At 66.1% G+C, this 25,687-nt stretch carries 25 protein-coding genes; 18 read left to right on the forward strand and 7 right to left on the reverse strand.

Annotated elements, in window-relative coordinates; all coding sequences use genetic code 11:
- Nucleotides 1–27 precede the first annotated feature (27 nt).
- Nucleotides 28–1,218, forward strand: coding sequence for an amidase (locus CYJ10_RS12750; protein ID WP_101681879.1), 1,191 nt, complete (start codon nt 28–30; stop codon nt 1,216–1,218).
- A gap of 82 nt (nt 1,219–1,300) precedes the next feature.
- Entirely contained in the window at nt 1,301–1,714 is a 414-nt protein-coding gene (locus CYJ10_RS12755) for a DUF3830 family protein (RefSeq protein ID WP_101681880.1), read from the forward strand.
- A 56-nt stretch (nt 1,715–1,770) separates the two neighbouring features.
- Here the strand turns inward: CYJ10_RS12755 and CYJ10_RS12760 are convergent, their stop codons facing one another.
- Nucleotides 1,771–2,628, reverse strand: a complete 858-nt coding sequence (locus CYJ10_RS12760; RefSeq protein WP_101681881.1) for an NmrA family NAD(P)-binding protein — start codon at nt 2,626–2,628, stop codon at nt 1,771–1,773.
- Between the two features lie 117 nt (nt 2,629–2,745).
- Between CYJ10_RS12760 and CYJ10_RS12765 the strand changes: the two genes are divergently transcribed.
- Both CYJ10_RS12765 and CYJ10_RS12770 read left to right on the forward strand, forming a co-directional pair.
- Nucleotides 2,746–3,663, forward strand: coding sequence for a LysR family transcriptional regulator (locus CYJ10_RS12765; RefSeq protein WP_101681882.1), 918 nt, complete (start codon nt 2,746–2,748; stop codon nt 3,661–3,663).
- Nucleotides 3,664–3,713: 50 nt separating this feature from the next.
- A complete protein-coding gene (locus CYJ10_RS12770) occupies nt 3,714–3,950 on the forward strand; it encodes a hypothetical protein (protein WP_101681883.1) in 237 nt (78 codons plus the stop codon).
- A 49-nt stretch (nt 3,951–3,999) separates the two neighbouring features.
- Here the strand turns inward: CYJ10_RS12770 and CYJ10_RS12775 are convergent, their stop codons facing one another.
- On the reverse strand, nt 4,000–7,110 hold the full coding sequence (locus CYJ10_RS12775) for an efflux RND transporter permease subunit (protein WP_101681884.1): 3,111 nt from the start codon (nt 7,108–7,110) through the stop codon (nt 4,000–4,002).
- A 9-nt stretch (nt 7,111–7,119) separates the two neighbouring features.
- Entirely contained in the window at nt 7,120–8,262 is a 1,143-nt protein-coding gene (locus CYJ10_RS12780; RefSeq protein WP_257993291.1) for an efflux RND transporter periplasmic adaptor subunit, read from the reverse strand.
- Between the two features lie 138 nt (nt 8,263–8,400).
- Between CYJ10_RS12780 and CYJ10_RS33745 the strand changes: the two genes are divergently transcribed.
- The 3 genes from CYJ10_RS33745 to CYJ10_RS12790 all read left to right on the forward strand — a co-directional run bounded on the left by CYJ10_RS33745 (nt 8,401) and on the right by CYJ10_RS12790 (nt 10,961).
- Nucleotides 8,401–8,667: a hypothetical protein gene (locus CYJ10_RS33745; protein WP_146002034.1), complete on the forward strand. Its 267-nt coding sequence runs from the start codon at nt 8,401–8,403 to the stop codon at nt 8,665–8,667.
- Between the two features lie 101 nt (nt 8,668–8,768).
- Nucleotides 8,769–9,599, forward strand: coding sequence for a presqualene diphosphate synthase HpnD (hpnD, locus tag CYJ10_RS12785; protein WP_101682125.1), 831 nt, complete (start codon nt 8,769–8,771; stop codon nt 9,597–9,599).
- Nucleotides 9,600–9,698: 99 nt separating this feature from the next.
- On the forward strand, nt 9,699–10,961 hold the full coding sequence (locus CYJ10_RS12790) for a Zn-dependent hydrolase (protein ID WP_101681886.1): 1,263 nt from the start codon (nt 9,699–9,701) through the stop codon (nt 10,959–10,961).
- Between the two features lie 9 nt (nt 10,962–10,970).
- On the opposite strand, the gene CYJ10_RS12795 is transcribed toward CYJ10_RS12790, so the two are convergent.
- Together CYJ10_RS12795 and CYJ10_RS33750 are read right to left on the reverse strand one after the other, a co-directional pair.
- Nucleotides 10,971–11,267: a hypothetical protein gene (locus CYJ10_RS12795; protein WP_257993292.1), complete on the reverse strand. Its 297-nt coding sequence runs from the start codon at nt 11,265–11,267 to the stop codon at nt 10,971–10,973.
- Nucleotides 11,268–11,338: 71 nt separating this feature from the next.
- Nucleotides 11,339–11,644 carry a hypothetical protein gene (locus CYJ10_RS33750; protein WP_146002035.1) on the reverse strand — a complete coding sequence of 102 codons (306 nt, stop codon included), beginning with the start codon at nt 11,642–11,644 and terminating at the stop codon, nt 11,339–11,341.
- On the opposite strand from CYJ10_RS33750, the gene ompR reads away from it, so the two are divergent.
- From ompR to CYJ10_RS12825, 6 genes are all read left to right on the forward strand, one after another.
- Entirely contained in the window at nt 11,627–12,349 is a 723-nt protein-coding gene (gene ompR / locus CYJ10_RS12800) for an osmolarity response regulator transcription factor OmpR (protein WP_010810107.1), read from the forward strand. The two genes, CYJ10_RS33750 and ompR, sit on opposite strands and share 18 nt — an antisense overlap.
- A gap of 24 nt (nt 12,350–12,373) precedes the next feature.
- Entirely contained in the window at nt 12,374–13,723 is a 1,350-nt protein-coding gene (locus CYJ10_RS12805; protein WP_101681888.1) for an ATP-binding protein, read from the forward strand.
- A 283-nt stretch (nt 13,724–14,006) separates the two neighbouring features.
- Nucleotides 14,007–15,299 (forward strand): MFS transporter, encoded by a 1,293-nt coding sequence (locus tag CYJ10_RS12810; RefSeq protein WP_101681889.1) that lies wholly within the window; start codon nt 14,007–14,009, stop codon nt 15,297–15,299.
- A 324-nt stretch (nt 15,300–15,623) separates the two neighbouring features.
- The gene (locus CYJ10_RS12815) at nt 15,624–16,172 is read left to right on the forward strand and encodes a peroxiredoxin (protein ID WP_101681890.1); all 549 of its coding nucleotides are present in this window, start codon (nt 15,624–15,626) and stop codon (nt 16,170–16,172) included.
- A 121-nt stretch (nt 16,173–16,293) separates the two neighbouring features.
- Complete coding sequence (locus CYJ10_RS12820) at nt 16,294–16,815, forward strand: carboxymuconolactone decarboxylase family protein (RefSeq protein ID WP_101681891.1); 522 nt, start codon at nt 16,294–16,296, stop codon at nt 16,813–16,815.
- A gap of 238 nt (nt 16,816–17,053) precedes the next feature.
- Nucleotides 17,054–17,635 carry a GNAT family N-acetyltransferase gene (locus tag CYJ10_RS12825; protein ID WP_101681892.1) on the forward strand — a complete coding sequence of 194 codons (582 nt, stop codon included), beginning with the start codon at nt 17,054–17,056 and terminating at the stop codon, nt 17,633–17,635.
- Nucleotides 17,636–17,668: 33 nt separating this feature from the next.
- Here CYJ10_RS12825 and ispF read toward each other — a convergent pair whose 3' ends face one another.
- Entirely contained in the window at nt 17,669–18,175 is a 507-nt protein-coding gene (gene ispF / locus CYJ10_RS12830; protein ID WP_101681893.1) for a 2-C-methyl-D-erythritol 2,4-cyclodiphosphate synthase, read from the reverse strand.
- A 22-nt stretch (nt 18,176–18,197) separates the two neighbouring features.
- The gene (gene ispD, locus CYJ10_RS12835) at nt 18,198–18,932 is read right to left on the reverse strand and encodes a 2-C-methyl-D-erythritol 4-phosphate cytidylyltransferase (RefSeq protein WP_101681894.1); all 735 of its coding nucleotides are present in this window, start codon (nt 18,930–18,932) and stop codon (nt 18,198–18,200) included.
- Nucleotides 18,933–19,119: 187 nt separating this feature from the next.
- On the opposite strand from ispD, the gene mfd reads away from it, so the two are divergent.
- The 5 genes from mfd to CYJ10_RS12860 all read left to right on the forward strand — a co-directional run bounded on the left by mfd (nt 19,120) and on the right by CYJ10_RS12860 (nt 25,687).
- The gene (gene mfd, locus CYJ10_RS12840) at nt 19,120–22,572 is read left to right on the forward strand and encodes a transcription-repair coupling factor (protein ID WP_101681895.1); all 3,453 of its coding nucleotides are present in this window, start codon (nt 19,120–19,122) and stop codon (nt 22,570–22,572) included.
- Between the two features lie 55 nt (nt 22,573–22,627).
- Nucleotides 22,628–23,839, forward strand: coding sequence for an acetylornithine deacetylase (gene argE / locus CYJ10_RS12845; protein ID WP_101681896.1), 1,212 nt, complete (start codon nt 22,628–22,630; stop codon nt 23,837–23,839).
- A gap of 156 nt (nt 23,840–23,995) precedes the next feature.
- Complete coding sequence (gene serB, locus CYJ10_RS12850) at nt 23,996–24,850, forward strand: phosphoserine phosphatase SerB (protein WP_101681897.1); 855 nt, start codon at nt 23,996–23,998, stop codon at nt 24,848–24,850.
- Between the two features lie 229 nt (nt 24,851–25,079).
- Nucleotides 25,080–25,391, forward strand: a complete 312-nt coding sequence (locus tag CYJ10_RS12855) for a hypothetical protein (protein ID WP_101681898.1) — start codon at nt 25,080–25,082, stop codon at nt 25,389–25,391.
- Nucleotides 25,388–25,687 carry a hypothetical protein gene (locus CYJ10_RS12860; protein WP_101681899.1) on the forward strand — a complete coding sequence of 100 codons (300 nt, stop codon included), beginning with the start codon at nt 25,388–25,390 and terminating at the stop codon, nt 25,685–25,687. The genes CYJ10_RS12855 and CYJ10_RS12860 overlap by 4 nt, the downstream gene beginning before the upstream one ends.

Below are 25,687 nucleotides of genomic sequence, written 5' to 3' on the forward strand. Positions count from 1 at the left end.
CCTTCTCGACCAAGGAAACCGAACCCCATGAGCCTGGCCACCCATCCCGCCCGCGCGTTCCTGCCCTACCCCGATGCCCCCGTGCCGAACGCGGCCTCCGGCCCGCTGCGTGGCCTGACCTTCGCGGTCAAGGACCTGTTCGACGTGGCCGGCTACCCCACGGGCGGCGGCAATCCGCATGTGCTGGCACGCTCGGGCATCAAGACCGCCACGGCGCCCACCGTGCAGAAGCTGCTCGACGCCGGCGCCACGTTCGTTGGCAAGGTCCACACCGACGAACTGGCGTTTTCGATGAACGGGCAGAACTACCACTACGGCGGCCCGTACAACGGCGCGGCGCCTGATCGCATCACCGGCGGGTCGTCGTCGGGTTCGGCGTCGGCCGTCTCGCACCAGCTCTGCGACTTCGCGCTGGGCACCGACACGGGCGGATCGGTGCGCGCGCCGGCCAGCCATTGCGGGCTGTTCGGCATCCGGCCGTCGCATGGCCGCATTTCGCTGCAGGACTGCCTGCCGCTCTGCGAGTCGCTCGATACCTGCGGTTTCTTCGCCCGCGATATCGCCACGTTCGCCAGGGTGGCCGACGTGCTGTTTGGCGCCGATGGCGATCCGCTGCCGGCCCGGCCCCGCCTGCTGCTGGCGGCCGACCTGTTCGAGCTGCCCACGCCGGCCGCCCGTGCCGCGCTGGCGCCCACCGTGGCGCGCATCGAAGCCATCCTTGGCAAGGCCACCCCGGTGGACGTGGCCGACCGCCCGCTGTCGGACCTGTACTGGGCATTCCGCTATGTGCAGGGCTGGGAAGCCTGGCAGGCCGACGGCGCGCTGATCGAGCACTACGGGCTGCAACTGGGGCCCGATGTGGCCGGCCGCTTTGCCTTCAGCAAGGGCGTGACGCAGGCCCAGTTCGAGCAGTCGAGCGCCGTGCGCCGCGAATTCACCGCGTACCTGGGCCGCCTGCTGGGCCATGACGGCATCCTGGTGCTGCCGACCATGCCGGACATCGCCCCGCTGCGCGCCACGCCGATGGAAGCGCTGGAGGACTACCGCACGGCGGCGGCCCATACGCTGTGCTTGACGCCGCTGTCGGGCTTTCCGCAGTTGAGCCTGCCGCTGTCGGGCCGCGACGGCGCGCCGCTGGGCATCTCGCTGCTGGGCCCGAAGGGCAGCGACCGCAGCCTGATCGCCGTGGCCGAGACGCTGATGACGGCACTGGTCTGACGGGCCGGTATAGGCTAGGCTCAACTGGGCCCCGCCGCCGCGTGCCGGCGGGGACAGACACGCAACAGGACAGGACAATTTCATGACCCGACTCCGCATCACCGCCGCCGGCCACACGTTCATCGCCGAGACAAACCCGGCCGCCCCCGACACCGTGGCCGCCTTCATGAAGCTGCTGCCGTACCGGCAGAAGCTGATCCACGTGCGCTGGAGCGGCGAAGGCTGCTGGATTCCGCTGGGCGAATTCAAGCTCGGCGTGGGCTTCGAGAACCACACGAGCCATCCGTCCGTGGGCGACATCCTGTTCTATCCGGGCGGCTACAGCGAGACCGAAATCATCCTGGCCTACGGCAGTTGCTGCTTTGCCAGCAAGATGGGCCAACTGGCCGGCAACCACTTCCTGACCATCGTCGAAGGCAAGGAAAACCTGCGCGCGCTGGGCACCAAGGTGCTGTGGGACGGCGCGCAGGACGTGGTGTTCGAGCTGGCCGAGTAACGCGGGTAGCGCGAATAACGCGGGTAACGCGAATCAGGCGAAAACGGCCCGCGGCCTCAGCCACCGCGGCCGGTCAGGCCTTCCAGCACCGCCCGCAGGGGCAGGCTGCCCTTGCGCGCCTGCCCTTCAAAGCGGATCCAGCCCGCATTGAACCCGTCCAGCATCTGCGCACGCGGTGCCGGATTGCGCATGCCCTGGGCCCGGAACAGGTCTTCCCAGCGCTGGCGCGGCACCTCGCGCGCCCGCACCGGCTTGCCCAGCAAGGCCGACAGCGCCGCTGCGATATCCAGCGGGCTGACGCGCACGGGGCCTTCCAGTTCCACCACCCGGATGCCCTGCCAGTCCTCCTGCAGCAACGCGGCGGCGGTACGGCCGACATCGGCTGTGGCCACCATCGGCACGGGCTTGTCCAGCGGCTGCAGATAGCTGTCGATCATCCCGGTGACCTGCGCCGGCTCGATATCCCAGAGCGTGTTTTCCATGAACCAGCCCGCGCGCAGGAAGGCCACCGGCATCGGCAGCGAGCCCAGTTCGGCCTCCAGCATCGACAGCTGGCGCAGCAGGTTGGGCTGCTCGGCCTGCGCGCCGATCGTCGACAGGCACACCACCCGGCGCGGCCGGGCCGCCAGCAGCGCCTGCCGGATCGCGGCGATCATTGCGCGCGACTCGGGAAACCCTTCCGAAGGGTCGAAGTTCGGCGGCAGCAGGACAAAGACGCCTTCCGTGTCCGAAAACGCGCGCGTCAATGCCTGGGCGTCATGCATCTCGGCCAGCGCCACGTCGCACCCCTGGCCCGCCCAGGTTTGCGCCTTCTGTTCGCTGCGCACCACCGCACGCACGTCAAGGCCGGCCGCCAGCAGGGCCAAAGCCACCACACCACCCACCTGCCCAGTAATTCCGGTTACCGCGTACATTGCATTCTCCTGTGTGTTGCGGCACGACCGGTGCCGCGGTGACCGAATTCTGGTCAATGGATGGCATTTCCGCGATAACATGCCAGTCACTTGATTGATGACTGCGAGGCATCAACGATGCAATTCGACGCGCGGCTGCTGGACGGAATCGGGGTGGTGATGGCGATCGTGGACAACGGCAGCTTCGTGCGGGCCGCCGAAACGCTGGACATGACGCAATCGGGCGTCAGCCGCGCCGTGGCCCGGCTGGAGGCGCGCCTTGGCGTGCGCCTGTTCGACCGCACCACGCGTTCCGTGACGCTGACCGACGAAGGCCGGCGCTTCTGCGAGGAAGTCACGCCGCTGCTGGCGCAACTGGAGGAAGTCACCAGCGCGGCGTCGCGCGGGGTCAGCGCCGTGCGCGGCAGGCTGCGCGTCAATATCGACCCCTACTTCTCGCGGCTGGTGCTGGGGCCGCGCCTGGGCCAGTTCGTGGAGGATCACCCCAACCTGACGCTCGACCTGGTCACCCGCGACACGCTGGGCGACATGGTGGCCGACGGCTTCGACGTGGCCTTCCGCTTCGGTCATCCGCGCAATTCCACACTGGTCGCCCGCAAGCTGATGGATGTGCGCGTGGTCACGCTGGCCGCGCCGTCCTATCTGAAGCGCCACGGCCGGCCGCGCGTGCCGGCGGACCTGGAATCGCCCGACCACACCTGCATCCATTTCCGCGATCCGGAGACCGGCCGGCCGTTTCCGTGGGAATTCTGGCGAAACGACGAGCACCTGACCGTCCAGGCCCACGGCCGGCTGGTGGTCAATGAAGGCGGCACCATGCACAGCGTGTGCATGGCCGGGCACGGGATATGCCAGACGTTTGAATATGGCGCCGAGACGCTGATCGCCGAGGGCCGGCTTGTCAACATCCTGACCGACTGGGGCGACGAGACGTTTCCACTCTACGCGCTCTACCCGTCGCGCCAGCACCTGCCGGCCAAGGTGCGCGCCTTCGTCGATTTCGTGGTCGGCATCTGCGACGGCCGCCCCAACTGAACGCAAGAAAGCATGGACGCACGGAAGCACGACCGCACGGGAGACATCACATGTACATGATCTACTGGACCGAGGCCACTACCGAAGGCATGGCCCCGCACGCCCAATCGTTCCCGGGCGACGCGCTCCGGGACGCGCTGCAGTTTGCGGAATCGCTGCGCCGGCGGCAGTTCGCGGGCGAGCCGGTGAGCTTTGTCACGCTCTGCTCGGAAAACCCGAACTCGGTGGGCAAGCCCGGGGCGGCAGACCCGCCGCCGGACTACGAATGGAAGAAGCGCCGGCCCTGAGACCGGCGCCGTGAACCAGGTTCGCCCGGTCAGGTTCACCCCGCCAGGTTCAGCCCGCCATCACGCCGCGCTCGTCCTCGGGCGGCTTCACGCGGAACCACGTGGCGTAGAGCGCCGGCAGGAACAGCAGCGTCAGCACCGTGGCCACCACCAGCCCGCCCATGATGGCCACGGCCATCGGCCCCCAGAACGTGGAGCGGGACAGCGGGATCATGGCCAGTACCGCCGCCGCCGCGGTCAGGATGATGGGTCGGAAACGGCGCACAGCCGATTCCACGATGGCGTTCCACGGCGGCAGCCCGGACTGGATGTCCTGCTCGATCTGGTCCACCAGGATCACCGAGTTGCGGATGATCATGCCCAGCAGCGCCGTGATACCCAGCTGCGCGACAAACCCCATTGGCGAATGCAGCAGCAGCAGCGTCGCGGCGGCGCCGATCAGGCCCAGCGGGCCCGTCAGGAACACCATCACCGCGCGCGAGAAGCTGTGCAACTGCAGCATCAGCAGCGTGAAGATCAGGAAGATGCACAGCGGCAGCTGGGCCGCAATCGACGCCCCGGCCTTGCCGCTTTCCTCCTGGGCACCGGCAATCGTGATCCGGTAGCCCGCCGGCAGCGACGCCCGGATCGGGTCGAGCTTCGGGTTGATCTGCGCGGTGACGGTGGGCCCCTGGATGCCATCGACGATATCGGACTGCACGGTGATGCCGAAATCGCGGTTCTCGCGCCAGATCACGCCGGGCTCCGACTTCAGCGTGACGCGGGCGATCTGCGTCAGCGGCACGGCCCGGCCGGTGCTGGTGGGCACCAGCACGTTGTTCAGGTCCGACATCGTGTCGCGCTCGCTGCGCGGCGTGCGCATGATGATGTCGATCAGCTTGTCGGCGTCGCGGTACTGCCCCACCGGCACGCCCGTCAGCACGGCCTGTGTGGCCCGCGCGATGGCGTTGGTCGTCACGCCCAGCGCCCGTGCCTTGTCCTGGTCCAGTTCCAGGCGCAGCATCTTGACGTTCTCGTTCCAGTTGTCATTGACGCCCACCGTATTGGGGTTGGCCGTCATGATCGCGCGCACCTGGTCGGCCACCTTGCGCACGCCGCCGGCATCGGGCCCGATCACGCGGAACTGCACGGGATACTGCACCGGCGGCCCGTTCGGCAGCAGCTTCACGCGGCCACGCAACTGCGGAAACTCCGTCGCCAGCACGCGCTCGATGCGCTTGCGCAGGGCATCGCGCGTTTCCACTGTCACCGGCATCACGATGGCCTGGGCCACGTTCGACTGCGGAAAGATCTGGTCCAGCGGCAGGTAGAAGCGCGGCGCGCCGGTGCCGACGAACGAGGTCACGCTTTCCACGCCCTTGTCGCGGCGCATGGCGGCCTCGAAGCGCTTGGTCATCGCCTCGGTCTCGGCGATGGCGGTGCCTTCCGGCATCCAGAGTTCCACCATCAGCTCCGGGCGGCTCGAATCGGGGAAGAACTGCTTTTCGACGTACTTGAATGCCAGCAAACCCAGCGCGAACGCCACCAGCGTGATCACGATCACCGTCTTGCGCCACGTGACGCACCAGTTCACCAACTGCCGGAAGCGCGCGTAGAACGGCGTGTCGAAGACCTCGTGATGCCCGCCGTCATGCGCGCGGGTCTTGAGAATCAGGTAGCCCAGGTACGGCGTGAAATAGACGGCCGCCAGCCATGACAGCACCAGCGCCAGCGACGTCACCGCAAAGATCGCGAACGTGTATTCACCCACCGTGGAGCGCGCCAGACCCACCGGCAGGAAGCCCGCCGCCGTGATCAGGGTGCCGGTCAGCATCGGCATGGCGGTGGACGTGTAGGCGAAGGTGGCCGCCTCCATCTTCGAGAAGCCTTCCTCCAGCTTGCGGACCATCATCTCCACGGCAATGATGGCGTCATCCACCAGCAGCCCGAGCGCGATGATCAGCGCACCCAGCGATATCTTGTGCAGCCCGATGCCGAAGATGTTCATGAACAGGAACGTCACCGCCAGCACCAGCGGAATGGTCAGCGCCACCACCAGCCCGGGCCGCACGTCCAGGCGCAGCGGCCGGGTATGCAGGCCCAGCGCCACGAAGCTCACGCCCAGCACGATCACCACGGCCTCGATCAGCACGTGCACGAACTCGCCCACGCTGCGCTTGACGGCCTGCGGCTGGTCCTGCACCTGATCCATCTCGATGCCCACCGGCAGTTGCCCCCGCAGGCCATCGGTCACGCGGCGCAGTTCCTGGCCCAGCGCAATGATGTCGCCGCCCTTTTCCATCGAGATGCCCAGCCCGATCACGTCCTTGCCGTTGAAGCGCATCTTGCTGACGGGCGGGTCGACATAGGCGCGGTACACGTGCGCGATGTCGCCCAGGCGGATATTGGCGATGCCGTTGGGCCCGCGCAGCACCAGGTTCTGCAGGTCTTCCACGTCGCCCAGCTGGCCGGTGACCCGCACCTGCAGGTTGTCGGTGGGCGTGACCAGCACACCGCTGCCGGTGGGGTTGTTCTGCTCCGAGATCTGGTTGGCGATGGCATTGATGTCCAGCCCCAGCTGGGCAAAGCGCGCCTGGTTGAACTCGATGAAGATTTTCTCGTCCTGCAGCCCCAGCAGCGTGACCTTGGCCACGGCCGGAATGCGCAGCAGTTCCTGCCGCACCAGGTCGGCGTATTCGCGCAGTTCCTTGTAGTTGAAGCCGTCGGCGGACAACGCGTAGATGGAGCCGTAGACGTCGCCAAACTCGTCATTGAAGAACGGCCCGCGCACGCCTTGCGGCAGCGTCTGCTGGATATCGCCGATCTTCTTGCGCACCGTGTACCAGATCTGCGCGGTGTCCTTGGCCGGCGAATTGTCGGCCAGCTGGAAGATCACCGTGGTTTCGCCGGGCTTGGAGAAACTACGAATCTTGTCGGCATACGGCACTTCCTGCAGCTGCCGTTCGATCTTGTCGGTCACCTGCACGGCAATCTGCTCGGCCGTGGCGCCGGGCCAGAAAGCCTGCACCACCATCACGCGGAAGGTGAACGGCGGGTCTTCGTCCTGGCCAAGCTGGAAGAACGCCAGCAGGCCGCCCAGCAGCAGCACGACCAGCAGGTAACGCGTGAGCGGCTGGTGTTCCAGCGCCCAGCGCGACAGGTTGAAGCGGGAATGTTCCATGCGCCGCCCTCAGCCCAGGCGGCGGTCAAGGGCGCTCAGCTGCGCGCCAGGATTCGACGCCGGCTGGGCCGGCGCCACGCTCTGCATCGGCTTGACCTTCTGCCCCGGCTTGAGCAGATGCACGCCAGCCGTGACGATGGTCTGGCCAGGCGTCAGCCCCTGGCGCACCTCGATCAGGTTGCCCTGGGCCTCGCCCAGCGTCACCGGCACCGGTTTGACCGTGCCGCTGCCGCCGCCCTGGCCCGGCTGGTAGATCCACACCTGGTTGGCGCCCTTGTCCTGCAGAAGCGCGGTCAGCGGCACGCGGATGGTGGCGGCGTCGCCGGTCCGTGTGAACGACACCACGGCCGTCATGCCGATACGCAGGTCCGCCGGCGGGTTGGGAATGCTGACGCGCGTGGGATAGGTTCGCGTGACCGGATCGGCTGCCGCCGAAATCTCGCGCACCCGGCCCGGCAACGTGCGGTCGGGGTCCGACCACGTATGGATCGACACATCGGTGATGCCGCGCAGCATGTCGACCTGATCCTCGGGCAGGCCGATGGCCACTTCCTTTTCGGCGGTCTGCGCCACGCGGATCACCGGCTGGCCCGGCGTGACCACCTGGCCCACTTCGGTATCGATGGCGGTCACGACGCCGTCTGCATCGGCCGTCAGTACCGCGTAGCCGGTCTGGTTCGACTGGTTGCGCAGGCTGGCCTGCGCCTGGTCCAGCCGCGAGGCCGCCGAATCGAAGGTGGCCTGGCGGCGGTTCAGTTCGGCTGCGCTGATGAAGTTCTTGGCGGCCAGTTCCTTGTAGCGTTTCAGGTCGGCGGCGGCCAGGTCGCGGTCGGTCTTCGCTGCATCGTACTGGGCCCGCGCGCCGGACTCGGCCAGCGCCAGATCGGTGGGATCGAGCCGTGCCAGCGGCTGTCCCTTGCGCACGCTGGCCCCGACATCGACGAGACGGGCCGAAATCTTGCCGCCGACCCGGAATCCCAGACGCGACTCGATGCGCGGGCGCACTTCGCCCGAAAACTCGTACTCGGTCTTGCCGGCTGCCGGGCTCAGTTGCATCACACGCACGGGCCGCACGTCTTCCACGGGCTCGGCCTGCTTGCCGCATCCGCCCAGTGCCAGCAGCCCCGCCACGGCCAGCAGCCCGGCGGCCATGCGGGCCGTCCGCGCACGACGCCGCGCCGCGCGCCCGGTCTGACGCGACGTGGAAAGGTCATCAACTTCAGCGGCCGCAACTTCCGGCCTGGCAAAGGGCACTGGCATGGACAAGCGTCTTTGAGTCGGTGGACAAGAATGAAGCAGGTGAAGCTGAAACCGGGGCTGAAACCCGGCGGCGGTACTGCGTGGCACGGTGGCCGGATGGTGTCTCGCTGGCGCCTCGGTTCGGGCGCCTTGCTGCCGCTCTGGCCGATCCTCGGAAATTTCGGAAATCGGCCACGGGGCGTTAATAACTTTGCGGTCAGTAATATAGCGACCGCCCATGAGTGCGTCAAACGCCGGATGACGAACGGCTGTATTTCGCGACAAAACGTCGCGTTGCCGGCGCGGCGGGCGTATTGAGTCTTATAGATCACATGATTGCAAGGGCCTTGCCCCGGTGGCCGATGTTACAATTCGCCGCTTTGGCGCCGCCCCCGCCGCCCCACCAGAAAGAGATTGGCGTGACGCCCGATCAGTATTGCCAGGACAAGGCCGCCAAGAGCGGCTCCAGCTTCTATTACAGCAGCCTGCTCCTTTCCCCCGAACGCCGCCGCGCGCTGACTGCCCTGCAGGCCTGGCGCCTGGAGCTCGATGCCATCGTTCACGAGAACCATGACGCCGGCGTGGCCCTGCAACGGCTGGACTGGTGGCGCGCCGAACTGCGCCGCCTGTATGAAGGCAGCCCGAATCACCCCGTCAGCCATGCGCTGCTGCCGTTTCTGGCCAGCCTGCCCCAGGCAGAGATGACCCAGGTGCTTGATGGCACCGAAATGGATCTGGCCCAGTCGCGCTATTTCGACGAGGGTGCGCTTGGCCGGTATTGCCGGCTGGTGGGCGGCACGCTCGGCAAGCTGTCGGCGCGGCTGCTGGGTGCCACCGATGAACGTACGCTGGAATCGGCCGAAAAGCTCGGCCTGTCGCAGATGCGCATCCGCATCGTGCGCGAGGTGGGCCACGACGCCCGCCAGGGCCGCGTCTATATTCCCGTGGATACCCTGCAGCGCTTCGAGGTGCCGGTGGCCGACGTCATGCAGTCGCGCCATTCGCCGCAGTTTGTCACGATGATGCGCGACCAGGCTGCGCTGGCCCGCACGCTGCGCCAGGAAGCGCTGGCGCTGCTGCCCCGCGCCGACCGCCGCGCCCAGCGCGCCGCGCTGGCGCTGGCGGCCATCCACCATGCCTTGCTCGACGAGATCGAAACCAGCGATTTCCAGGTGCTGACCCAGCGCATTGCGCTGACGCCAATGCGCAAGCTGTGGCTGGCCTGGAAGACCTGGCTCAGGAATGGCTGAAAGCGGGCGCCTTGCCGGATCGGTCCGCCGGTCCGCTACCGCCCTTCCCCGTTAGTTGTTAGTGTTGCGAGTCGTTCGTTGTTCCGACGTGTGAATGCCATGACCACTGCCACGCCCTCTCTTGGCCAATTGATCCTCGATCGCGCCGACGCCCTTGCCCGGCATTCCGACATGGAAGGCGGCCTGACCTGCGCCTTCCTGACGCCCGCCCACACCCAGGCGCAGGCACTGCTGGCGCGCTGGATGGAAGACGCCGGCATGACCGTGCGCATCGACGCCATCGGCAACGTGATCGGCCGCTATGCCGCCGATCCGGCCGAGCCGAACCCCAAGGTGCTGATGACCGGGTCGCACTTCGACACGGTGCGCAACGGCGGCCGCTACGACGGACGGCTGGGCATCCTGCTGCCCGTCGCCGTGGTGGGCGCGCTGCGCGATGCGGGCATCCGCCTGCCCTATCACTTCGAGGTCGTGGCTTTCGCCGAAGAGGAAGGCCTGCGCTTCAAGACCAGCTTCCTGGCCAGCAGCGTGCTGGCGGACCGCTTCGATCCGGCTTTGCTGGACCGCACGGACACCGACGGGGTGTCGATGCGCGACGCGCTGGCGCAGTCCGCCTTCCCCGGCGCGGGCAGTCTGGACGCGCTGCGGGCTGCGGCGGTGGATCCGGCTACCCTGGCCGGCTTTGTCGAGGTCCATATCGAACAGGGGCCCGTGCTGCTGAACCGCGGCCTGCCGCTGGGCATCGTGACCCAGATCGCCGGCAGCAGCCGCTTCCAGGTGCGCGTGGAGGGTCTGGCCAGCCATGCCGGCACCACGCCGATGGATATGCGTCGTGATGCGGCGACCGGCGCCGCGGAGATGATTTTGCTGGTGGAACAGCGCTGCGGCCAGGTGCCGGCGCTGGTCGGCACGGTGGGCCAGTTGCAGGTGCCCAACGGATCTAGCAACGTGATTCCGGCCGCATGCGTGTTCTCGATGGACATCCGCGCGGGCGAGGACGGCATCCGCGAAGCGGCCATCGCGGACATCGTCGCGGGCATCGAGGCCATTGCGGCCCGTCGCGCGCTTCAGGTCACCGTGGAACGGGTCACGCCGGTCAACAACGCGCCGTGCGCGCGCTGGCTGATGGACCAGTTCGCGGCGGTATTGAGAAAGCGGGGGCTGGAGGCGTTCGAGTTGCCCTCAGGCGCAGGGCATGACGCGATGATGATGCAGCGCATCACCGATGTGGCGATGCTGTTCGTGCGCTGCGGCAATGGCGGCATCAGCCACAACCCGGCAGAGACGATCACGGTGGAAGATGCCCAGCAGGCCGCCGAGGTGTTCGTGGACTTCCTGCGGCACTTCCGGACAGCGGGCTGATCGGGCCGATCAGCCGCCCTGGTACATTTCCTTGCCGATGTCGTAAAGATTCTTGCGCAGGGTCTTGCGCTCGTCGGGCGACAGGCGCTGGCTGCCGCCCCGCTGGCCCTGACGCGCCGCGCGCTCGGCCATGTCGCGCTCGGTCTCGGCACGATCATTGCGGCGAGGTTGCTGACGGTTGCGTTCGGGCGCTGACGGGCTGCTGCCCGGTCCGCCGGGCGGCTGGCCCTTGGGGTGAAGCAAATGCGCCATGCCCGCCGACTGGGCGAGTGCCGGGGCGGGTGCCGCGGCCATCAGCAGGGTCATGCCGGCCAGCCAGACCACTCGCGCGCAAATTGTGCGACGCAGGGTTTGCCCGTGCCGGTTATGCTTCACTTTCATTGGATAATGGCGGTTTCGACTGTGGCCTCCGGATCGATTTCAGGATTTCCGAAGGCAACGCACCGGCATCGCCCCGACGACAGCAAGGCGAATGCCAGTGTCGCGGCCGGGAACAGTACGATGCCCGTGGTGACCGTTAATTTCCCCCGGCCAAAAACGGCCTTGGGAAAACGGTTTGCGGAGTGTAAATGCACAAAAGGTGCATGCCGCCATACCACGGGGTAAAGTATGTAACGTTTTGTTAAGCCATTTTGAGCGAAAGCGATAGTCGCTAAGATACCGCCATGGAAAATACCAGCCACAAGATTCTCGTCGTGGATGACGACCCTCGCTTGCGCGACCTGCTGCGCCGCTACCTTGGCGAGCAGGGCTTCACGGTTCTCGTCGCGGAAAACGCCACGGCCATGAACAAGCTCTGGCTGCGCGAGCGTTTCGATCTGCTGGTGCTGGACCTGATGATGCCCGGCGAAGACGGGCTTTCCATCTGCCGTCGCCTGCGCGGCGCCAACGACCAGACCCCGATCATCATGCTCACCGCCAAGGGCGAGGACGTGGATCGTATCGTCGGCCTGGAAATGGGTGCCGACGATTATCTGCCCAAGCCTTTCAATCCGCGCGAACTGATTGCGCGGATTCACGCCGTGCTGCGCCGCAAGGGGCCCGCCGAAGTACCGGGCGCCCCGTCCGAAACGCCTGAAACGTTTGCGTTCGGCGATTTCGTTCTGAACCTGGCCACGCGTACGCTGACCAAGAACGACGAGGAAATCACGCTGACCACGGGCGAATTCTCGGTGCTCAAGGTTTTCGCGCGCCATCCGCGCCAGCCGCTGTCGCGCGAAAAGCTCATGGAAATGGCGCGGGGCCGCGAATACGAAGTCTTCGACCGCAGCCTGGACGTGCAGATCTCGCGCCTGCGCAAGCTCATCGAGCCTGACCCGAGCAACCCGCGCTTCATCCAGACAGTCTGGGGCCTGGGTTACGTCTTCATCCCCGATGGCGTGAAGTAAATCCGGTCGACCGCAGCCAGTATCGTGGCGACTGCCCTCGGCCGTACCGCAACGCGGTTCTTCGGTTCGCTTTTCTGGCGAACCTTCATGCTGATCGCCCTTTTGCTGGCGATCTCGCTGGGTATCTGGTTCCAGAGCTATCGGCTCTTTGAACGCGCGCCGCGCGCCCAGCAGATCGCCATGCAGGTGGTCAGCGTGGTCAAGCTCACCCGCGCAGCCCTGCTCTATTCGGACCCGGCCCGGCGCCGGTTCCTGCTGCTCGACCTCGTCCAGAACGAGGGCATCAAGGTCTATCCGCGCGAAAAGGACGACGACTTTGCCGCGCCCAAGGCCAACCCGTTCCTGACCCAGCTCGTGCAGCAGGAAATCCGCGGCCGCCTGGGCGAAGACACGGTGCTGGCCACCACGGTCAACGATATCCCGGGCGTGTGGGTCAGTTTCGAGATCGAAGGCGATGACTACTGGGTGGCCATCAGCCCCGAACGCTTCGAGCGCGTGCCCGGCATTCAGTGGCTCTGGTGGAGTATTGCCGCGCTGCTGCTGTCGATCATTGGCGCGGCCTTCATCACGGCGCGCGTCAACTACCCGCTCAAGCGGCTGGCCAATGCCGCGCGGCTGATCGGCACCGGGGGCGAGGCCCCGCCGCTGCGCGAACAGGGCGCCAGCGAAGTGGCCCAGGCCAACCGCAGCTTCAACCAGATGGTGCGCGATCTGCGCCAGCTCGACGACGATCGCGTAGTCATGCTGGCCGGCATCTCGCACGACCTGCGCACCCCGCTCACCCGGCTGCGGCTGGAAACCGAGATGTCGCCCGTGGACACCACCACGCGCGACGCCATGATTGCCGACATCGAACAGATGGATGCCATCATCGGCCAGTTCCTGAACTACGCCCGCCCCGGCCAGGAGGTGGTGGAGCCGGTGGACCTGTCCACGCTGGTGCAGGAATCGGTTGGCGTCTATGCCGCGCACGACGACGTGCGCGTGCACGTGCGCTCGAATGGCCCGGTCATGGCCGTGGCCAACCGCATGGAAATCCAGCGCATTCTGGACAACCTCGTCGAGAACGCGCGCCGCTATGCCAAGGACGAGGAATCCGGCATGGCCGACGTGGAGATTTCCACGCGCGTGGAAGACAAGGAAGCCGTGCTGGTGGTGGCCGACAACGGCCCCGGCGTGCCGAACGAACAGCTGTCGCTGCTGACCCGGCCGTTCTACCGGCTCGACAGTGCGCGCAGCGAGGCCAAGGGCGCGGGCCTGGGCATGTCGATCGTCAACCGTATCCTGCAGCGCAACGGCGGCCGCCTGATTCTGGCCAACCGCCCCGCCCCCAAGACGGGCCTCGTGGTCAGCGCGCGTTTCAGGCGCGCCTGATCGATCGCGGGCCTCGCGGAGCCTCGCCTGGCACCGCCGCAGTGCCCGCATGTCCCGCATGCGGCGCATTGACAGGTTTTCTTCAGCATTTGATATGGATTTGAAAGGTCGCTGACAGGCGAATGACAGCGTCATTGCGCACACTTCACGCCATCGACAGGCCGATGCATACAACGGCATCCGCAGTCATGGCGCCGCCTGCCGCAGTACTCCTTTTCCGCCATGGCTGACAACGATCGACAACATGCCGCACGACCCCACGTGCGGCGACCGAGAGACAGCCATGTCAAGCTCCAGCGCCACACCTCAGCACGGTTTTCGTACCGTGTTCCGCGTCGTCAGCGGAAACTTCCTCGAAATGTACGATTTCATGGTGTACGGCTTCTATGCCGCCGCCATCGCACATACGTTCTTTCCCTCCGGCGATGAGTTCGCGTCGCTGATGCTGTCGCTGGCCACGTTCGGCGCGGGCTTCCTGATGCGCCCGCTCGGTGCGATCGTGCTGGGTGCCTACATCGACCACCATGGCCGCCGCAAGGGCCTGATCGTCACGCTGGTGCTGATGGCGCTGGGCACGCTGCTGATCGCCGTGGTGCCCGGCTACGCATCGATCGGCATAGCCGCCCCGCTGCTGGTGCTGTTCGGGCGCCTGCTGCAGGGCTTCTCGGCCGGCGTGGAACTGGGCGGGGTGTCGGTGTACCTGTCCGAGATCGCCAAGCCCGGCCAGAAGGGCTTCTATGTGGCGTGGCAATCGGCCAGCCAGCAGGTGGCCGTGATCTTCGCGGGCCTGCTCGGCGTGATCCTGCACGCCACGCTGGCGCCCGCGCAGATGGATAGCTGGGGCTGGCGCGTGCCGTTCCTGATCGGCTGCCTGATCGTGCCGTTCCTGTTCCTGATCCGCCGCTCGCTGGAGGAAACGGAAGAATTCCGCACGCGCAAGCATCGCCCGTCGATCAACGAGATCTACCGTTCGATGCTCGAAAACTGGCGCATCATCATCGCCGGCTGCCTGCTGGTGGTGATGACCACGGTGTCGTTCTACATGATCACCGCGTACACGCCGACGTTTGGCAAGACCGTGCTCAAGCTCGACGACGTGGACAACCTGATCGTCACGATGTGCGTGGGTCTGTCGAACTTCATCTGGCTGCCGCTGATGGGCGCCGTATCCGACCGTGTCGGCCGCAAGCCGCTGCTGGTGTTCTTCACGATCGCCACGCTGGTCACGGCCTATCCCGCCGTGTCGTGGCTGGTAGCGGCGCCGTCGTTCGAGCGCCTGCTGATGGTGGAACTGTGGCTGTCGTTCCTGTATGGCAGCTATAACGGTGCCATGGTCGTCACCTTGACCGAAGTCATGCCTCCCGCCGTGCGTACCGCTGGCTTCTCGCTGGCCTACAGCCTGGCCACGGCCTTGTTCGGCGGCTTCACTCCGGCCATCTCCACGTACCTGATCCACAGCACCGGCAACAAGGCTGCTCCGGGTCTCTGGCTGATGTTTGCCGCGGCCTGCGGCCTGGCGGCCACCCTGATGATCTTCCGCGCCCGACGCGAGCAGACGACGCTAAGCGCCGCCTGATCCTTCCTGGCCTGCACGCCACGCGCGTGCGGCGTCGCGCCGCCTTCATGTGCCTGACACGTTCGCGTGGCAAGTATGTGATGGCGGCGCGATTGCTTTTCGGACAGCCGTCACAATCTGGTGCACATGGCATACTTGCGGCTCGTTTTTTGTATCGTGCGAGACGCTGCCTATCGGGCCGGTTAAGAAAACCAATTGGCCTTGGTGCGCGCAAATACGCATACTCACAGTTTTCGTGCAAATACGATTGACATCCCCGGCTGCCGAGGGAACCGAATTGTAGATTGCAAGCCTCAATCTGTTCAACCGTATCAGGAGAAGTCAATGAAGACCGTTGGTGACAAGCTCGAAGCCTTCAGCATCGTTGGTGTCAAGCCGGGTTTCAACAACCACGAAGAGAATGGCCAGTCGGCTTTCGAAGACATCACTGAAAAGTCGTTCCAAGGCAAGTGGAAGATCATTTACTTCTACCCGAAGGACTTCACGTTCGTGTGCCCGACCGAAATCGTGGCATTCGCCAAGCTGAACGACGACTTCGCCGACCGCGACGCGATCGTGCTGGGCGGCTCGACCGACAACGAATTCGTGAAGCTGGCATGGCGCCGCGAACACAAGGACCTGAACAAGCTGAACCAGTGGCAATTCGCCGACGTGACCGGCTCGCTGGTCGACCAGCTGGGCGTGCGTGACCAGGCCGCTGGCGTGGCCCTGCGCGCGACGTTCATCGTCGATCCGGACAATGTGATCCAGCACGTTTCGGTGAACAACCTGAACGTCGGCCGCAACCCGGAAGAAGTCCTGCGTATTCTGGACGGTCTGCAAACGGACGAACTGTGCCCGTGCAACCGCGCTGTCGGCGGCGCCACGCTGTAATTGGCCCTGCCTGCCAGGCACCTTGCGTGACCCGGCACATCACATGGAAGGGCCCGGTGCCCTTTCATGTCGAAACCCGCTACGTGCGGGTTTTTTGAGCCCTCGTCGATAGGAGAAATAAATGGAATTCCTTAGTGCGATTAAAAGCGCAATCCCCGACTACGCCAAGGACATCCGTCTGAACGTGGATGGCACCATCGCCCGATCGTCGCTGGAAGGCAACGACGCCGTCGGCGTGGCGCTGGCTGCGTCCTTCGCGGCCAAGAGCAAGCTCATTGTCGATGCGATTCGCAACGCGAACGTGCTGTCGCCCGAGGAAGTCAACGCCGCGCAAACGGCCGCCGCGCTGATGGGCATGAACAACATCTGGTATCCGTACGTCGAGATGGCGGAAGATCCGGACCTGGCCAGCCAGCCGGCAGGCCTGCGCATGAACGCGTACGCTACCCATGGTGGTGTGGACAAGCGCCGCTTCGAGATGTACGCACTGGCCGCCTCGATCATCGGCAAGTGCCACTTCTGCGTGAAGTCGCACTACCAGTTGCTGAAGAACGAACAGGGCATGAGCGCCCAGCAGTTGCGTGACGTCGGCCGCATCGCGGCCGTGATCGGCGCCGCCGCGAACGTGATCGTGGCGGAATAAGCCTCGAAATCACGGCCAAAGCACGCCAATCAGGCGTGGATCGCGGGCAAAACGGCCCTCGACGCATCGCCAGGCATCCACACGGGCGAACACTGAAGCGTGTTCGCCCGTGTGCATTTTTGCCCTTTTGCCATCGGTCAATCGGTATTGTCCGACATTGGGTACAGCCAATCGACCCGATGCATTTGTGCATGGCGCGGCCTACAATCGACGAAAGGTCACGAACTTCGCCGTTGCCATGAGCACCTTGCCTTCACCCAATTCGCCGCGATTCAGGTTCCGCCTGGCCGCCGTACACGACTGGGGCGATATCGCCGCCGTCACGCAGCAGGCCTACGGGCAATATGAGCTGGAAATCATGGAAGATTGCCGCGCATCGTTCCAGCGCGGCATGAAGTCCGTGATGGCCGCCAAGGACAATCCCGACATGGAATGGTGGGTCGCGGAAACCGATCACGGCATCAGCGGTGCCGTGCTGTTCTGCCATCCGGGCGCCACCCTGCCGGCGCTGGACGACTCCACGATCACGCTGACGCTGCCCGAAGCGCGGCTGCTTTCGGTCAGCCCGCAGGCGCGCGGGCTTGGGCTGGGCAAGCGGCTGATGCAGATCTGCATCCAGCGCGCCCGCGACATTGGCGCCAGCGCGCTGATCTGCCGCACCATGCCCGAGATGGACTCGGCCATCAAACTCTGCGAGCAGATGGGCTTCCAGAAGCGTACGGAAGCTGGATCGCGCCACGGTGCCATGGCACGGCTGATCGACTACGTCTACCCGATCACGGCCGAAAACGCGGCGGCGACGCCGGCGCCGCCTGCCTGAGCCGTCGGCGTCGGGTTCCCGCTTCGGCCCGTCTCAGTCCTGCACGTCAGCCGTGCGGCGGTAGATCAGCACCGCCGCCTGCGCGACGATGCCCTCTTCCTTCCCTTCAAACCCGAGCTTCTCGTTGGTCTTGGCCTTCACGTTGCAGTGCGTGACGGCCAGACCCAGGTCTTCGGCCAGGTTGGCCACCATGCCCGCGATATGCGGTGCCAGCTTCGGCTTCTGCGCGATCACCGTGGCGTCGACGTTGCCGATCTCGAATCCGGCGGCACGCACGCGGCGCGCCGCTTCGCGCAGCAGCACGCGGCTGTCGGCGCCCTTGAAGTCGGGATCGGTGTCCGGAAAGTGGCGGCCGATGTCGCCCAGCGCAGCCGCGCCGAACAGCGCGTCGGTCACGGCATGCAGCAGCGCATCGGCATCCGAGTGGCCCAGCAGGCCGCGGTCGTGCGGGATATCGACGCCACCGAGAATCAGCTTGCGGCCCGGCACCAGGGCGTGCACGTCATAGCCCTGTCCTACGCGAAAATCGAACGGATTCAAAACGACTCCTTGCAAAAATGGTTCACGACGCCGATTGGCCCGTGCGCAGCAGCACATCGGCCAGCGCAAAGTCCTCGGGGTAGGTCACCTTGAAGTTGCGCAGCGAGCCGTTGACCAGCCGCGGATGCAGACCCAGCCGCTCGATGGCGCTGGCCTCGTCGGTGACCACGGCACCGGCGGCCATGGCGTCTTCCAGTGCATGGCGCAGTACGCCGATGCGGAACATTTGTGGTGTTTGCGCCTGCCACAGGCCCTCGCGCGGCACGGTACCGCCGATGCGCGCTCCGGCGTCGGCACGCTTGAGGGTGTCAGGCACCGGCACGGCCAGGATGCCGCCAATCGGTTCGCTGGCCGCATCATCGGACTCCACCGCCCGCACCAGCGTGTCGATCATCGCGGCGGTCAGACCCGGCCGCGCGGCATCATGAACCAGTACCCAGTCGGTATCCACCGCCCCCAGCGTGGCCAGGTGGTGCAGACCGGCCAGCACCGAGGCATGGCGCGAATCGCCGCCCACGAACGCGGTATCGAAGCGCAGGCCCGCAAAGGCCTGGGCGCCGAACCGTGACTCCAGCGGCATGTCGTCGGGCGCCAGCACCAGCGCGGTGGCGCTGATGGCTTCGCTGGCGGAAAAGGCCGCCAGCGCGTACCAGAGCATCGGCCGGCCGGCCACGGTCTGGTATTGCTTCTGCACGGCGCCGCCGGCACGGCTGCCGGTACCGGCACAGGGAATCAGGGCGAATCGACGATCGGACACAGGTTTCTGAGGGCCTTTGAATATTTGGCGCGGCCAGCGGGCCGGCCGGTGCGCATTCTATAATACGGCCCTCGCCCGCCGCCATGAGTCTTGGCATGGCACGGCTGGCATGACAGATACCCCTGCCCGTGGCATGCCTTTCGCATGTGCCGGCGGGGTGTTGCCGTTTTTGCGCTCACTGCTGCCAATGCCTGACATCGCTACTGCATTTCCTTTCGCCACCCTGCCGCTGGTCAAGGCTGGTATGCGCCATACCGTGACCGGCCTGACCGGCTCCGCCGACGCCCTGGCGGTTGCCGCCTACGCACGCCAGCATCGCGCCAGCGTGCCGATGGTGGCCGTAGTCTGCGCCAATGCCATGGACGCGCAACGGCTGGCAGAGGAAATCCCGTGGTTCGCACCCGAACTGCGCGTACGGCTGCTGCCGGACTGGGAAACACTGCCGTACGACAGCTTTTCACCGCACCAGGACCTGGTATCGGAGCGCCTGGCCACGCTGCACGACATCCAGGGCGGCCAGTGCGACGTGATGATCGTGCCCGCGTCGACGGCGCTCTACCGCCTGGCGCCCCCCTCCTTCCTGGCCGCCTACACGTTCTTCTTCAAGCAGGGCGAAAAGCTGGACGAAGCCGCGCTCAAGGCCCAGTTCACGCTGGCCGGCTACGAGCACGTGAGCGCGGTCATGCGGCCGGGCGAATACAGCGTGCGCGGCGGCCTGATCGATTTGTATCCAATGGGCTCGGCGCTGCCGTACCGGATCGACCTGTTCGGCGACGAAATCGAGACCATCCGTGCGTTCGACCCAGATTCGCAGCGCAGCCTCTATCCGGTCAAGGAAGTGCGCCTGCTGCCGGGCCGCGAGTTTCCGCTGGACGAAGCCGCCCGCACCGCCTTCCGCGGCCGCTGGCGCGAAGTCTTCGAGGGTGACCCGACCAAGTCCCCGATCTACAAGGACATCGGCAACGGCGTGCCGTCCGCGGGCATCGAGTACTACCTGCCGCTGTTCTTCGAGCAGAGCGCCACGCTGTTCGACTACCTGCCCGCCGGCACGCAACTGGCATTCGCAGGCCAGGTCGATGAAGCCATCCGCCGCTTCTGGGCCGACACCACGCAGCGCTACACGTTCATGCGCCACGACCGCGAACGCCCTCTGCTGCCGCCCGCAGACCTGTTCCTGTCCGAGGAGCAGTTCTTCATCGGCGCCAAGCCGCTGGCCCGGCTGGTGCTGCAGCGTGAAGGGGCCGCGGGCGAGCTGCCGGCTTTCGCGGCCAGCCTGCCCGATGTATCGGTCAACCGCCGCGCCGAAGACCCGCTGGTCAATCTGGAAGCACTGCTGCTGAACAAGGCCACCCGCGTGCTGATGTGCGCCGACTCGGCGGGCCGCCGCGAAACGCTGATGCAGCTGTTCGCGGAAAGCGGCCTGCGTCCGATGGTGGTCGACGACTTTGCAGCCTTCCTGGCCGGCGAATCGCATTTCTCGATCGTGGTGGCGCCGCTGCAGAGCGGCTTTGCGCTGCCCACCGCGCAGTTCGCCTTCGTCACCGAGAACGAGCTGTACGCCGGCACCACGCGCCGCGCGGGCCGCCGCAAGCAGGAGCAGGCCAGCACCGTCGACGCGATGGTGCGGGATCTGGCCGAACTCAAGATCGGCGACCCTGTGGTGCACAGCGAGCACGGCATCGGCCGCTATCAGGGGCTGGTCACGCTGGACATGGGCCAGGGCGACGAGGAATTCCTGCATCTGGACTACGACAAGGCCAGCAAGCTGTACGTGCCCGTGCATCAGCTGCATGTGATCTCGCGCTATTCGGGCGCCGATCCGGACACCGCGCCGCTGCATTCGCTGGGCACCGGCCAGTGGGACAAGGCCAAGCGCCGCGCCGCGCAGCAGATCCGCGATACGGCTGCCGAACTGCTGAACCTGTACGCGCGCCGCGCGCTGCGCCAGGGCTTTGCCTTCCCGCTGCAGCCGAAGGACTACGAGACCTTCGCCGAGAGCTTCGGCTTCGAGGAAACGCCGGACCAGGCCGCCGCCATTTCGGCCGTGATCGCCGACATGACGTCGGGCAAGCCGATGGACCGGCTGGTCTGCGGCGACGTGGGCTTCGGCAAGACCGAGGTCGCGCTGCGGGCGGCATTCGTGGCCGTGCTGGGCGGCAAGCAGGTGGCGATGCTGGCGCCCACCACGCTGCTGGCCGAGCAGCATTTCCAGACGCTGTCCGACCGCTTCGCAGAGTGGCCGGTGCGCATCGTGGAACTGTCGCGCTTCAAGACCAAGAAGGAAATAGACGTCGCGATCAAGCAGATCAACGAAGGCACGGTAGACATCGTCATCGGCACCCACAAGCTGCTGTCCGACGAGGTGAAGTTCCAGCGCCTGGGCCTGGTCATCATCGACGAGGAACACCGCTTTGGCGTACGCCAGAAGGAAGCGCTGAAGACGCTGCGCGCCGAGGTGGACGTGCTGACGCTGACCGCCACGCCGATCCCGCGTACGCTGGGCATGGCACTGGAAGGCCTGCGCGACTTCTCGGTCATCGCCACCGCGCCGCAAAAGCGGCTGGCCATCAAGACCTTCGTGCGGCGCGAAGAAGACGGCGTGATCCGCGAGGCCATCCTGCGCGAGCTCAAGCGCGGCGGCCAGGTCTACTTCCTGCACAACGAAGTCGAGACCATCGAGAACAAGCGCGCCAAGCTGGTCGAACTGGTGCCGGAGGCGCGCATCGCCGTGGCGCACGGGCAGATGCACGAGCGCGAGCTGGAACGCGTGATGCGCGACTTCGTGGCCCGCCGCGACAACATCCTGCTCTGCACGACGATTATCGAAACCGGCATCGACGTGCCCACGGCCAACACGATCCTGATCCATCGCGCCGACCGCTTCGGCCTGGCCCAGCTGCACCAGCTGCGCGGCCGCGTGGGCCGCAGCCACCACCAGGCCTACGCCTACCTGCTGGTGCATGATGTGGACGGCCTGACCAAGCAGGCGCAGCGCCGGCTCGAGGCCATCCAGCAGATGGAGGAACTGGGCGCGGGCTTTTACCTGGCCATGCACGACCTGGAAATCCGCGGTGCCGGCGAGGTACTGGGCGACAAGCAGTCGGGCGAAATCCACGAAATCGGCTTCCAGTTGTACACGGACATGCTCAACGCGGCGGTGAAGTCGCTCAAGGCGGGCAAGGAGCCGGACCTGATGGCGCCGCTGGCGGCCACTACCGAAATCAACCTCGGCACGCCGGCGCTGCTGCCGAACGACTACTGCGCCGACGTGCACGAGCGCCTGTCGCTCTACAAGCGGCTGGCCAACTGCGAAACCGGCGAGCGCGTGGACGACATCCAGGAAGAGCTGATCGACCGCTTCGGCCGGCTGCCCGCCCAGGCGCAGGCGCTGATCGAAACGCACCGGCTGCGGATTGCCGCCGCACCGCTGGGCGTGCGCAAGATCGACGCCGGCGAGGCCATCGTAAGCATGCAGTTCGTGCCGAATCCGCCGATCGACGCCATCCGGATCATCGACCTCGTGCAGAAGAACAAGCACATCAAGCTGGCCGGGCAGGACAAGCTGCGCATCGAGGCCAAGATGCCCGACGTGGGCGCGCGTGCCCAGACCATCAAGCACACGCTGCGCCAACTGGCCTGACCGCACCGACAGGTGTACGATCACATCCTTGACGAATCAACTGTTTCACCTTCCCATGCAAGCTGCCGCCGACACCCGAAACGCCAACACCGAAACCCCGCAACGCGGCAGCGCCCTGGACTGGACCCAGCGCCTGGTGTCGTTCGACACCACGTCGCGTCACTCGAACCTGGGGCTGATCGAATCCGTGCGCGACCACTTTCTGGCCAAGGGTCTGCGCCCGCATCTGAGCTACAACCCACAGGGCGACAAGGCCAACCTGTTCGTGACGATTCCGGCCGCGAACGGCGCCACCGACGGCGGCATCGTGCTGTCCGGCCACACCGACGTGGTGCCCGTGGACGGCCAGAACTGGACCACCGACCCGTTCAAGCCCGTGATTCGCGACGGCAAGCTCTACGGCCGCGGCACCTGCGACATGAAGGGCTTCATCGGCACCAGCCTGGCACTGCTGCCCACCATCCTGGACGCGAAGCTGCGCGAGCCGGTGCACTACGCGCTGTCGTTCGACGAGGAGATCGGCTGCATGGGCGCGCCCTACCTGCTGGCCGAACTGCGTGACCGGGGCGTGAGGCCGGCGGGCTGCATCGTGGGCGAACCGACCAGCATGCGCGTGATCGTGGCGCACAAGGGCATCAACGCCTATCGCTGCTGCGTGAAGGGCCAGGCGGCCCATTCGTCGCTGACGCCGAAGGGGGTCAACGCCATCGAGTACGCGGCGCGCCTGATCTGCTACATCCGCGACATCGCCGACGAGTTCAAGGCCAACGGCCCGTACGACCAGGCCTTCGACGTGCCGTTTTCGACGGCATCCACCGGCACGATCCACGGCGGCATCGCGCTGAACACGATCCCGGCCGAATGCGAGTTCGTGTTCGAGTTCCGCAACCTGCCCGGCGTGGACCCTGAAGCGATCCTGGCCCGCATCCAGCAGTACGTGGCCGATGTGCTGGTGCCAAAAATGCGTGCCGAGAACGTGGACGCCGGCATGGCGATCAGCAAGATTGCCGCAGCCCCGTCGCTGGACGCCGCCGAATCGGATGCCATCACCCAGCTCGTGCGCGCGCTGACCGCCGACCGCGACACGAACAAGGTGGCCTACGGCACCGAGGCCGGCCTGTTCCAGCGCGCCGGCATTCCGGCCGTGGTGTGCGGCCCCGGCGATATCCAGCAGGCCCACAAGCCCGACGAATTCGTCGCGCTGGACCAACTGGCCGCATGCGAGGCGTTTCTGCACAAGGTGGTGGATAGCCTGCGCGTGGCCTGATCGCCCGCGACCAGGCGCAGCCAGGGGGCAAGGGCACAGTACAATACGGCCCTTGCCCTATCGCGTCTGCGGCGCCCTTCCGTACGCGTTGGCACGCCTACGCACGCTTTCGCACTTTTTCGCACCGTTCCCCGCATCGCCCGGATTCCTGCTGTCATGCCCCTGATTCTCCAAAGCCTGTCCCCGCTGTCCGCCGCCGACCTCGACGCCGTACGCACGGTGGCCAATGCCTCTGATTTGGCGCTGCGCGCCGACAACGTGGCGGCCGCCGAACACTGCAACCCGCTGACCCCGGCGCTGCGCGATGCCCTGGATGACGTGTGCGGTGAACGTGGCATCGACTGGGCCGTGGTGCCGGCGGGCCGCAAGCTGTCGGACTTCCGACTGGTGGCGATGGACATGGATTCCACGTTGATCACGATCGAGTGCATCGACGAAATCGCCGACTTCTGCGGGCTCAAGGCCGAGGTTTCGGCCATTACCGAAGCCGCCATGCGAGGCGAGATCACCGATTTCAATGAAAGCCTGCGCCGCCGCGTGGCCCTGCTGAAGGGGCTGGACGCCAGCGTGCTCGATCGCGTCTATGCCGAGCGCCTGAAGCTGTCGCCGGGCGCGGAACGCATGCTGCAGACGGTCCAGGCGCTGGGCATGAAGACGTTGCTGGTATCGGGCGGCTTCGTGCACTTCACCGACCAGCTCAAGCCGCGCCTGAAGCTTGATTTCACGCGCGCCAATACGCTGGAAATCGTCGACGGCAAGCTGACCGGCAACGTGGTGGGCGAAATCGTCAATGCCGACGTCAAGGCACGCACGGTGCGGGAAGTCTGCGAGCAGATTGGCGCAGATCCGTCGCAGGCCATCGTCATGGGCGACGGGTCCAACGACCTCAAGATGATGGCCGTGGCGGGCCTGTCGTTGGCTTTCCGGGCCAAACCCGTGGTACGGGCGCAAGCCAGCGTCGCGTTCAACCACGTGGGACTGGACGGCCTGCTGAACCTGTTCCCGCACTGATCGGCTCCCCGCCGGGCACCCGTTCGCGGTGCCCGCTATTGCCCCCGGCGCTGCCGGGAGGTCTTTCGCGCACATTTCACCGCGACTGTCACATTACATTTCCGTCATTCGCATTTCGGTCACAGCTGTACCGAATAGTCCGTTAACGCCTTGATTTCCTTGTGAAATCAAATGCGAATCATTATTATTATTCCTTTCCCGTAACATCGTCCCCTCGGTCGCCCGACGCATGCAAGCGTTAGCCGTTTTTCTATCCCTGGCCGCCGCCGCGTGCCTTTACCTGTCCGCGCCCAACCAGGTGCTGTGCGTGGATGCCGACAACAACGGCCGCGCACCGCTGCCGCCCCGGCTGCTGTTCTGGCTGGGCGTCGTCCTCGCCATCGGTGGCACGTGGGTCATGAGCATCCCCGAAGGCTGGCCCGTGGCGATCGCCGCAACGCTGGTCACCCTGACCTGCTGCCTGTCCGCCTGGCCGTTCTTCGGCACCTGGATCCACCACAAGCGCTACGACGACATGCCGGGCGAAGGGAGCCCATCATGATCGGTACCAAGTGGCTCGCCGGCGCCTTGCTGGGCCTGCCGCTGGCTGTCGCGCTGTGCACGCTCGGCGTGTTGTGGCTGCCGGCCGGCTGGGAAAGCGGCATCCTGCTGGCCGTCGTCCTGAGCTTCGTGCTGTGGGTGACCATCATCAGCCTGAGCCTGCTGTTCCAGACCAGCCGCGCCGCCTGGCTGTGGCTGATCGGGGGCAACCTGGTTTGCTACGGCATCCTGTGGGCGGTCCGCCTGATGCACGCGATGCCGCCGGCATCGACGCTGTCGACCCTGTCTGGGCACTGA

It is taken from the genome of Cupriavidus pauculus, assembly GCF_002858765.1.
GTDB classification, from domain to species: Bacteria; Pseudomonadota; Gammaproteobacteria; order Burkholderiales; family Burkholderiaceae; genus Cupriavidus; species Cupriavidus pauculus_B.